Source organism: Goodfellowiella coeruleoviolacea, assembly GCF_024171785.1.
GTDB lineage: Bacteria > Actinomycetota > Actinomycetes > Mycobacteriales > Pseudonocardiaceae > Goodfellowiella > Goodfellowiella coeruleoviolacea.
The window spans coordinates 59522-69470 of sequence record NZ_JAMTCK010000025.1 but is presented as its reverse complement, the minus strand read 5'-3'; the positions used below and the strand labels follow the sequence as shown (position 1 = coordinate 69470).

Sequence of the window (9949 nt, the reverse complement as noted above, 5' to 3'; positions counted from 1 at the left end):
CGCTCCATCCACTCCCCGAACACCGCTGAGGACTCCCACAACGCCACACCCATCCCCACCCACTGCGACCCCTGACCCGGAAACACCAACACCACGCCCGCGTTGTCGACCTCAGCCACACCGCGGACCAGTCCGGGCGCGGAGCGGGCGTCGGCCAGCGCGCCGAGGGCGGCATCGAAGCCAGCGTGGTCCTCGGCGAGCACCACGGCACGGTGTTCGAAGGTGGTGCGGGTTGTCGCCAGTGAGTAGCCGATGTCGGCCAACCGGGCCGTGCTGTTGAGCAGTGCGCGGACGTCACGGGCCCGGTCGAGCAGTGCCTGTTCGGTTCGGGCGGACAGCACCCAGGGCAGTGGACCCGTCCGGTGGTCGCCGTCCCGGCCCGTCGGCTCGACGGGGGCTTCGGTTCCTCCGGTGGTCGGGTGGAGATCCGGAGCTTGTTCGAGGATCACGTGCGCGTTGGTGCCGCTGACGCCGAACGAGGACACCCCGGCCCGCCGCGACCGGTCGGTGCGCGGCCACGGTTGCTGCTCGGTGAGCAGCGCCACCGCACCGGAGTCCCAGTCGACGTGCGGTGAGGGCTGGTCGATGTGCAGGCTGCGGGGTAGCACAGCGTGCCGCAGCGCCTCGACCATCTTGATCACGCCGGCCATGCCGGCGGCGGCCTGGGTGTGGCCGATGTTGGACTTCACCGACCCGAGCCACAGTGGACGGTCCCGGTCCTGGCCGTAGGTGGCCAACAGCGCGTGGGCTTCGATGGGGTCACCCAGTGTCGTGCCGGTGCCGTGCGCCTCCACCGCGTCCACGTCCGCTGTGGACAGTCCGGCACTGGCCAGCGCCTGTCGGATGACCCGCTGCTGGGCCGGTCCGTTGGGCGCGGTCAGGCCGTTGGAGGCGCCGTCGGAGTTCACCGCGCTGCCCCGCACCACCGCCAACACCGGGTGGCCGTGGCGCTGCGCGTCGGACAGCCGCTCCAGCAGCAGCACGCCAACGCCCTCGGCCCAGCCGGTGCCGTCCGCACTCGCGGAGAACGGCTTGCAGCGGCCGTCCGGTGCCAGTCCGCGCTGGCGGCTGAACTCGTGGAACATGCCGGGGTTGGCCAGCACGGCCACGCCCGCGGCCAGTGCCAGCGAGCACTCGCCCTGGCGCAGTGCCCGCGCGGCCAGGTGCAGCGCCACCAGCGACGACGAGCACGCGGTGTCCACGGTGAGTGCCGGGCCGCGCAGCGCGAGCGTGTAGGCGATGCGGCCGGACGCGACACTCGCGGTGGTGCCGGTGAGCAGGTAGCCGGCGAGGTCGTCACCTGCTTCGTGCAGTCGTGGGCCGTAGTCCTGCGCGGTCGCGCCCACGAACACCCCGGTGTCGCTGCCGCGCAGGGCGGCGGGGTCGATGCCGGCGCGTTCCACCGTTTCCCAGCAGGTTTCCAGCAGCAGCCGCTGCTGCGGGTCCATCGCCAACGCCTCACGCGGTGAGATGCCGAAGAAGGCGGCGTCGAAGTCGGTGGCGTCGTGCAGGAATCCACCGTTGAACCCGGCCGCGGTCCAGCCCCGGTCGGTCGGTGCCGGGCCGATCACGTCCAAACCGGCGGTGACCAACCGCCACAGGTCCTCGGGTGAGCGGACCCCACCGGGAAAGCGGCAGCCCGTGGCGACGATGGCGATCGGGTCGTCAGCGGCGACGGTCGTGGTGGCGGCGGTGGCCGTGGTGGCGGCGGACCAGGTGCCCGGCTCGGCCGCGGCGAGGTGGTCGGCCAGTGCCGCGGGGGTCGGGTAGTCGAACAACGCCGTGCTGGGCAGCCGCAGGCCGGTGGCGGTGCTCAGGCGGTTGCGCAGTTCCACGGCGAGCAGTGAGTCGAAGCCGAGGTCTCGGAAGGTGCGGTCGGCGGCGATCTCGTCGGGGCGGTCGTGTCCGAGCGCGACCGCGGCCTCGGACCGGACCAAATCCAGAGCGCCGCGGCCCGTGTCGCGCGCCGGCTCGGTGCGCGCCTCGGGCAGGGAGTCCAGCCAGTGGCGTTGCCGCTGGAACGGGTAACTGGGCAGGCGCACCCGGCGGCCGGCGGGCAGCACGCTGCGCCAGTCCACCGCGACACCGTGCACGTGCGCCTCGGCCAGGGAGCGGAGGAACCGGTCCGGTCCGCCGTCGCCGCGCCGGAGCGTGCCGAGCACCGCCGCGTCGCTGTCGGCGCTGTCGGCGGTTTCCCGCACGCCCACCGCGAGCACCGGGTGCGGGCTGATCTCGATGAACGCGCCGTGTCCCAGCAGTGCGCGGATCGTCTGCTCGAACCGCACCGGCTGCCGGAGGTTGCGGTACCAGTAGCCGCCGTCCAGGCCGGCCGGGTCGAACCGCTGGCCGGTCACGGTCGACCAGAACTCCACCTCGGTCGGGCGTGGCCGGAGCGTGGCCAGGTCCGCGAGCAACCGCTCCCGGATCACCTCCACCGCGGGTGAGTGCGAGGCGTAGTCGATCGGGACACGGCGGGCGCCCGGCACCAGCGCGGCCAGCTCGGTCAGCGCGTCGACGGGCCCGGCGACCACTGTGGACCGCGGACCGTTGATCGCGGCCACGGACACCCCGTCCAGCAGCGGCACCTCCGCGGCCGGCAACGGCACCGACAGCAACCCGCCGTGACCGGACAGCTCGGCGAGCAGCCGGCCCCGCAGGGCGACCAGCCGGGCGCCGTCCGCCAGGGACAGGGCACCGGCCACGCAGGCCGCCGCGATCTCCCCCTGGGAGTGCCCCACCACCGCGGCCGGGTGGACACCGTGGGCACGCCACTGGGCCGCCAGCGACACCATGACCGCCCACAGCACCGGCTGCACCACGTCATCCCGGGACAGCGCCCGCTCGTCGTGCAGCACCGCGGTCAAGTCCCAGTCCACAAAGGACTTCAGCGCCGCCGCGCAGTCGGCCATGCTGGCGGCGAACACCGGTGCGGACTCCAGCAGTTCCACCGCCATCCCGGTCCACTGCGCGCCCTGGCCGGGGAACACGAACACCGGCCTCGGGGTGCTGCCGGGCGCCACCGCGCGCACCACGCGCGTCGTGGCCTCGCCGCGCGCCAGCCGTCGGGCCGAGGCGACCAGTTCGGCGCTGTCGGTGCCGAGGACCACCGCGCGGTGGTCGAACGCGGCGCGGGTGTGCGCGAGGGTATGCGCGACATCGGCCGGGTCGAGTTCACCGGCCGCGTCGGCCAGTCTGCCCGCCTGTGCGCGCAGCGCCTCGGCGGTTCTCGCGGACAGCAGCCACGCGAGCGCCCTCGGCCGGTGGTCCACGGGCGTTTCGGCGGGTGGGGTCCAGTCGGTGAGCACCACGTGGCAGTTGGTGCCGCCCATGCCGAACGCGCTCACCCCGGCCACCAGTGGCTTGTCCGGCTGGGGCCAGGCACCGGTGTGCTGCTGGACGCGCAGGTTCAGCCGGTCCAGGGAAATCTCGGGGTTGGGGCGCTCGAAGTTCAGGCTGGGCACCAGTTTCCGGTGTCTGAGGCACAGCGCGGCCTTGAGCAGTCCCACCACGCCGGCCGCGCCCTCCAGGTGGCCGATGTTGGTCTTGGCCGAGCCGACCAGCAGCGGGCTGGTGCGGTCGCGCGCCGTTCCCAGTGCCGCGCCGAGCGCCGCGGCCTCGATCGGGTCGCCGATCCTGGTGCCGGTGCCGTGCAGTTCGACGTACTGGACCTCGGCGGGGTCGATGTCCGCGTCCTGGTAGGCGAGCCTGAGCACCTCTTCCTGCGCCGCCCGCACCGGGGAGGTCAGGCTCGCCCCACCGCCGTCGTTGTTGACCGCGCTGCCGTTGATCACGCAGTACACCTGGTCGCCGGCGGCGAGGGCGTCGGCCAGGCGCTTGAGCACCACGACGACGCCGCCCTCGCCCCGGACGTAGCCGTTGGCCCTGGCGTCGAAGGTGTGGCAGCGACCGTCCGGGGACAGGCCACCGAACCTGCTGACGCTGACCGTGCTGTCCGGCGTGAGGATCAGGTTCACCCCACCGACCAGCGCCACGGCGGACTCGCCGCGGCGCAGGCTCTCGCTGGCCAGATGCACCGCGACCAGGGACGAGGACTGGGCGGCGTCCACGGTCATGCTCGGTCCGCGCAGCCCGAGGGTGTAGGAGAGCCGGTTGGCCAGCATGCCCCGGTTCGAGCCGGTGAGGCTGTAGGCGCCGATCGCGTCAACGCCTCGGCGGCGCGCGATCGTCGCGTAGTCGTCCGCGATCGCGCCGATGAACACGCCGGTGCGGGTGTGCCGCAGCTGCGCGGGCACGATGCCGGCGTCCTCCAGCGCCTCCCAGCCCAGCTCCAGCACGAGCCGCTGCTGCGGATCGAGTGCGGCGGCCTCGGCCGGTGACACGCCGAAGAACTCCGCGTCGAACTCGTCCACCCGGTCGAGATAGCCACCCCGGCCCAGGTCCGCGGTGAGGTCACCGCGGTCGGCCGGCGGGTCGCTCACGGCGTCAACGCCGTTCGCGATCAGCCGCCAGAAGGCGTCGACATCCGACGCCATCGGCAACCGACACGAACACCCGACGATCGCTAGCGGCTCCCGCGCCATCACGACAGGGGACGTGAACGCAGGGTTGTGGGCTCGAACCTGATCGCCGGACTTTTCATGCTCGACCCCCAGAATCCTGACGAGGCATGGAAAACTCGTGGTCCTCCTTTCCATGTCTAGTGCCTATGCTCCGTGATTGGGAATAGCCCGATCGGGCCATCACGGCGATCCTGGTTCCGGCAGTTGGCGCACCACCGGTTGCCGCACCCGGACCCCGGCTGTCGCCCGGCACACGAGCGTTGCAGTGCCGGCCCGACTCGGCCACGACGTCCACGGACGCGGGTTCACCCGCCCCACCGGACACTGTGGACGGTGGCGGTCATGGGGCGGTCGTGGGACGCGGCAGGAGCGTCGCGGACCACGAGACCGGTCATCTCCTCGGCTTCGTGGCGGCCCCGACCGGTTCCCGCTCGCCGTCCCGGTCGGCCGGCCACGCGGCGTCAGTTCTGGTACTCGCCCACACCGTGGTGCGGCGGAGCCACCCAACCGCGCTCGCGTTCGCCCCCAGCGGCCGTTCTGTCGGGGTGATCACGACACTGGGCGAAAACCCCACCAGTCAGGGGCGGGCACCGGCGAGGCGGCGCACGCCCCAGGTGGCCGCGCCCAGCGCCAGCACCAGTGCCCCGGCCAGCACGGCGGCCCCGGGCAGGGTGAGCGCCAGCACCAGACAGCCCACCAGGCCGACGACCGGCACGAACCGGGGTGGGCGGCCCTCGTCGCGGTGCAGCGTCCAGGCCGAGGCATTGGCGATGGCGTAGTAGACGAGCACGGCGAACGACGAGAAGCCGATGGCACCGCGCAGGTCGACCACGCTGACCAGGATCGCGACCGCGACACCGACGGCGATCTCGGCGCGGTGCGGCACCCGGAACCGGGGGTGCACCGCGCTGAGGACCCGGGGCAGGTGGCCGTCGCGGGCCATGGCCAGGGTGGTGCGCGAGACGCCCAGCACCAGGGCGAGCAGGGAGCCGAGCGCGGCCACGGCGGCACCGACCCGCACCACCGGCGCCAGCCAGGGCCAGGACCCCGCGGCGACCGCGCTGGCCAGCGGGTCGCTGGCGGCGGCGAGCGCGGTCGGGCCGAGCGCGGCCAGCGCGGCGACCGCGACCAGGGCGTAGACGATCAGGGTGAGGCCCAGGGCGAGGGGAATCGCCCTGGGGATGGTGCGGCGCGGGTCGCGGACTTCCTCACCGAGGGTGGCGATCCGCGCGTACCCGGCGAAGGCGAAGAACAGCAACCCCGCGGACTGCAGCACGCCACCCGCGCCGCTGCCGGCCAACGGCCACAGGTGCGCGGTGCTGGCGGTACCGCCGCTGAACGAGGCGACGACCACGGCGACGAGCACGAGCAGGGTGATCCCCACGATGACCTTGGTCAGCCACACCGACTTGTGCACACCGAAGTAGTTCAGCGCGGTCAGGGCGAGCACGACCACCACGGCCAGCCCGGCGCGCGCGGGCCGGTCGGCGTGCGGAAGGGCGTAGGCGGCGACGGTGAGCGCCATGGCCGCGCACGAGGCGGTCTTGCCCACCACGAAACCCCACCCGGCCAGGTAGCCCCAGAACGGCCCCAGCCGCTCGCGACCGTACACGTAGGTGCCACCGGACTCGGGGTAGCGGGCGGCCAGCCGGGCCGACGACGTCGCGTTGCAGTAGGCCACCACCGCCGCGATCGCCAACCCGATCAGCAGCCCGGACCCGGCCACGCGGGCGGCCGGGGCGAACGCGGCGAACACGCCGGCGCCGATCATCGACCCGAGGCCGACCACGACCGCGCTGCTCGTGCCCAGTCGCCGGGCCAGGCGCGGCGCCGGACGGTTGCCGGGGACAGAAGTCACTGGTGGTCCTCTCACCGGGCGGAACCCGGAATCCGGCTGCTGGTTGGCGGGTCCAGTGTGACCGACCCAGTCCAACCGCTCACCCTGGCCGGGGTCAAGGCAGTCGGGCCACCGCCCGGGAGCCGGGCGAGCGCCGCCGGTCACCGTCCACTGTGTCCGTCCGGTCACCACCCACCCACGCCCGGTGCGCCGCCCCGCACGGGCCGACCGGCGCTGCCGGCACGCCGCGTGCACACCGGCCCCCGGCTCGCCCTGCGCACCCCGGTCGTCCGGAACACACTCGCGGCATGACCGGGACGCGCGCGAGGAAGGGACCGCGATGACGACGATCAGGGTGTGCTTCGGGGTGGACGTGGACGCGGTGGCGGGCTGGATCGGCTCCTACGGTGGGCAGGACTCCCCCAACGACATCCAGCGTGGCATCTTCGCCGCCGAGGTGGGCACGCCCCGCCTGCTGCGGCTGTTCGACCGGGAGGGCATCCGGGCCAGCTGGTTCATCCCCGGTCACTCGGCGGAGTCGTTTCCCGAGCAGATGGCGCGGGTGGTGGCCGCCGGCCACGACATCGGGGCACACGGCTACCTGCACGAGAACCCGCTGCGGATGTCCGCCCAGCAGGAGGAGGACGTGCTGGCCCACAGCCTGGCGGTGCTCGACCGGGTGCTGGGGGTGCGGCCGCGCGGCTATGTGGCGCCGTGGTGGGAGATGTCCACCCGCACCGTCGACCTGCTGTGCCGGTACGGGTTCAGCTACGACCACTCCCAGTCCCACCGCGACTTCCAGCCCTGTTATGCCCGCACCGGTGAGGAGTGGACGCGCATCGACTACGGCGGGGACGCGGCGGGGTGGATGCGTCCCCTGGTGCACGGCCGCGAGGTGGATCTGGTCGAGTTCGCCGCGAACTGGTACCTGGACGACCTGCCGCCGATGATGTTCATCAAGAGTTCCCCCAACAGCCACGGTTTCGTCAACCCCAGGGACGTGGAGCAGCTGTGGCGCGACCAGTTCGACTGGGTCCACCGCGAACTGGACCACGCGGTCTTCCCGATCACCCTGCACCCCGACGTCAGCGGGCGCCCCCAGGTCCTGCTCATGCTGGAGCGGTTGATCAGCTACCTGCGCGGGCACGACGGGGTGACGTTCGGTTCGTTCGCCGAGGCCGCCGACGAGTTCCGCGAGCGCTACCCCTTCGCGGGGCGGCAGCGACCGTCGGACATCACCCGGTGAGCGCGCCAGGCGGTCTCGGATTCGCCTGCGCTTTCCGCACCCGGGCGGCAGCCCGCCTCACCGCCGGGCATCCTCGTCGGTGAGGCCGGTGACCCGCATGGTGATGTTCAACCGACCCGCCGAAAGCCCGCAGGCCGGGTCCGCGGTGCCGCCGAGCACCCGGGGCACCCCGTGGTAGATGTAGCGGGAGGGGCCACCGAAGACGAACAGGTCACCGGAGACCAGTTCGATGTCGGTGTAGGGCTTGGTGCGGGTCTCGGTGTTGCCCACGCGGAAGACACAGGTGTCGCCGATGGACAACGACACGACCGGCGCCGAGGACCGCTCGTCCTTGTCCTGGTGCATGCCCAGTCTGGCCTGCCCGTCGTAGAAGTTGACCAGCGCGGTGTCCGGCGTGTACTCGGCCGCTGCCGCGGCGTCACCGTAGGCCGCCAGCAGCGCGCGCCGTCCCAACCGGACCATCCACTCGGGAAACTCGGCCACCCGCTGGCCGTTCACATCTCCGGCCACCCGGGTGTACCGGTAGGGCTGCCAGTGCCACCCGACGCACACCGTCCGCACCGACATGACACCGCCGCCGGGCAACCGGGTGTGCCGGATCGGCACCGGCCCGGTGGCCCAGGCGCGGCACGCGGCGACCAGGTCGCGCTGCTGGTCGAGGGTCAGCCAGCCCGGCACGTGCACCGCACCCGGGGCGAGTTCCCTGACCGGGCGGGGAATCAGCGCGCTCACCCGGTCACCCCGACCGGCGGACAGGTGCTGACCCAGCCGTGGCGCACCGCCCAGGTGCCGCCGTCCGCGCTCGCGCCCCGCAGCCCGTGCACGGTGTCGGGCCCGGCCAGCGCGGGCAGGCGGGAGTCGTGCAGGCTGGCGAACGCGACCGTGCGGGCCGGTTCCCAGTCGGTGGAGTGGCGCAGCCGACGGGCGAGCTGGGCGAAGCCCAGGGGCGCCGCGGCCACCACCCAGGCGTCGGGCCGCTGCGCGGTCAGCCGGACGGCCGGACGCAGCCAGGACGCGGCGGTCTCCGGCCAGTCCACCACGGTGAGCACGGTGCCGCCGCGGGCCGTCCAGGCGGCGGTGAACGCCTGCGCGGCCACGCGCGCGGCGGCATCCCGGCTGTGGCCGACCGCGACGGTGCTGACCCGCGCCGACCGCCCGGTCAGCAGGCCGATGAGCGCGTCGAGTTCCTCGGCCGTGTGCGGCGCCGGCGTGGGCAGGCCGACGCCGTGCGTGGCCAGGTCGGTCGCGCTGACCAGCGGTGAGCGAGCAGCGCCTCGGGGCGTGGTCTGGTTCATGGTGTCGTGGGCTCTTCCCGCTGTGCTTTCCAGTGGGCGTACTGCTCCGGCAGGCACACCGCGCAGGGCCGGTAGCCGGCGGCGCGCGCGGTGGACTCGTCAGCGAAGAACACCCGGTGCTTGGCGTAGTGGCCGCGGGCGAGGGCCCGCAGGGCGGAGGGGCAGTCCAGCCGGCCGTAGAGCCGGCCACGCCGGTGCCCGCCGAGCGTGCCCGGCACGGTGCTCGGATACGGCTGTCCATCCGCACCGACCAGCGTATACGTGCGCGTGTGCGGCCCGGGGCCAGCGCCGGCCGGGGCGGGACTCATGACGCGTCGTGGAAGACGAGGCCCAGGGTGTGCCGCCGGCCGGACCGGACGGTGCTCACCCCGTGCCGCATCGGCCCGTTCGCCCAGCCCCGCCGGGAGGCCACCGGCCGGTCACGGGTGGTGAACACCAGCCCGTGGCCCTGGGGCAGGGTGGTGGACGACCCACGGGACTGGGCACGCGCACGCTGCTCGGTCATCAGGAACTCCCCGCCGGTGAAGTCGACCCCGGGCTCGTCGAGGCCGATGACGACCTGCAGCGGGAAGACCATCTCCCCGAACACGTCCCGGTGCAGGGCGTTCCAGTCTCCCGGGCCGTAGCGCAGCAGGATCTGCGCTGACTTGGCCTGCCCGGCCGCGTGGCACCGGGCCACCCACTCCGCCAGCGTGTCCGGCCAGGGCGCGGGCCGGCCGAGCTTGGCCGCCCAGTCCCGGGCCACCGGCAGCAACCGGGGGTAGAACGCCGCGCGCAACTCCCGCACGATCTCGGGCAGGTCGTGGGTGAAGTAGCGGTACTGGCCGGAACCGAAGCGGTGGCGGGCCATGTCGACGGTGGTGCGGAAGTGCTCGGGCTGGTCGTACAGCGCGGCGATCTCCCGGCACTCGGCGACGGACAGCAGCCGGTCGGTCAGGGCGCTGCCGTGCTCGTTGAGTTCGTCGGCCAGCGCGGCCCAGTCCAGCCGGGCGACGCGCTCGGCCACCGGCCCGGTCAGCGGGATGGTTTCGGTCACGATCGATTCCTCAGC

At 73.4% G+C, this 9949-nt stretch carries 7 protein-coding genes; 1 reads left to right on the top strand and 6 read right to left on the bottom strand.

Annotation, left to right across the window (positions count from 1 at the left end; translation table 11 throughout):
• Positions 1–4493 (bottom strand): type I polyketide synthase (locus tag LX83_RS35865; protein ID WP_253780115.1); only part of this gene is annotated, 4493 nt, incomplete at its 3' end.
• Positions 4494–5097: 604 nt separating this feature from the next.
• Complete coding sequence (locus LX83_RS35860; protein WP_308204122.1) at positions 5098–6378, bottom strand: APC family permease; 1281 nt, start codon at positions 6376–6378, stop codon at positions 5098–5100.
• 319 nt (positions 6379–6697) lie between these two features.
• Here LX83_RS35860 and LX83_RS35855 point away from each other — a divergent pair, with 319 nt between their 5' ends.
• Entirely contained in the window at positions 6698–7603 is a 906-nt protein-coding gene (locus LX83_RS35855) for a polysaccharide deacetylase family protein (RefSeq protein ID WP_253780111.1), read from the top strand.
• A gap of 57 nt (positions 7604–7660) precedes the next feature.
• On the opposite strand, the gene LX83_RS35850 is transcribed toward LX83_RS35855, so the two are convergent.
• The 4 genes from LX83_RS35850 to LX83_RS35835 all read right to left on the bottom strand — a co-directional run bounded on the left by LX83_RS35850 (position 7661) and on the right by LX83_RS35835 (position 9934).
• Positions 7661–8335 (bottom strand): alpha-ketoglutarate-dependent dioxygenase AlkB family protein, encoded by a 675-nt coding sequence (locus LX83_RS35850; RefSeq protein WP_253780109.1) that lies wholly within the window; start codon positions 8333–8335, stop codon positions 7661–7663.
• Positions 8332–8898, bottom strand: a complete 567-nt coding sequence (locus LX83_RS35845) for a type 1 periplasmic-binding domain-containing protein (RefSeq protein ID WP_253780107.1) — start codon at positions 8896–8898, stop codon at positions 8332–8334. Before LX83_RS35845 ends, LX83_RS35850 begins: the two co-directional genes overlap by 4 nt.
• Positions 8895–9116, bottom strand: coding sequence for an Ada metal-binding domain-containing protein (locus LX83_RS35840; protein ID WP_253780105.1), 222 nt, complete (start codon positions 9114–9116; stop codon positions 8895–8897). The genes LX83_RS35845 and LX83_RS35840 overlap by 4 nt, the downstream gene beginning before the upstream one ends.
• Positions 9117–9202: 86 nt before the next feature.
• On the bottom strand, positions 9203–9934 hold the full coding sequence (locus LX83_RS35835) for a 2OG-Fe(II) oxygenase (RefSeq protein ID WP_407649750.1): 732 nt from the start codon (positions 9932–9934) through the stop codon (positions 9203–9205).
• Positions 9935–9949 lie beyond the last annotated feature (15 nt).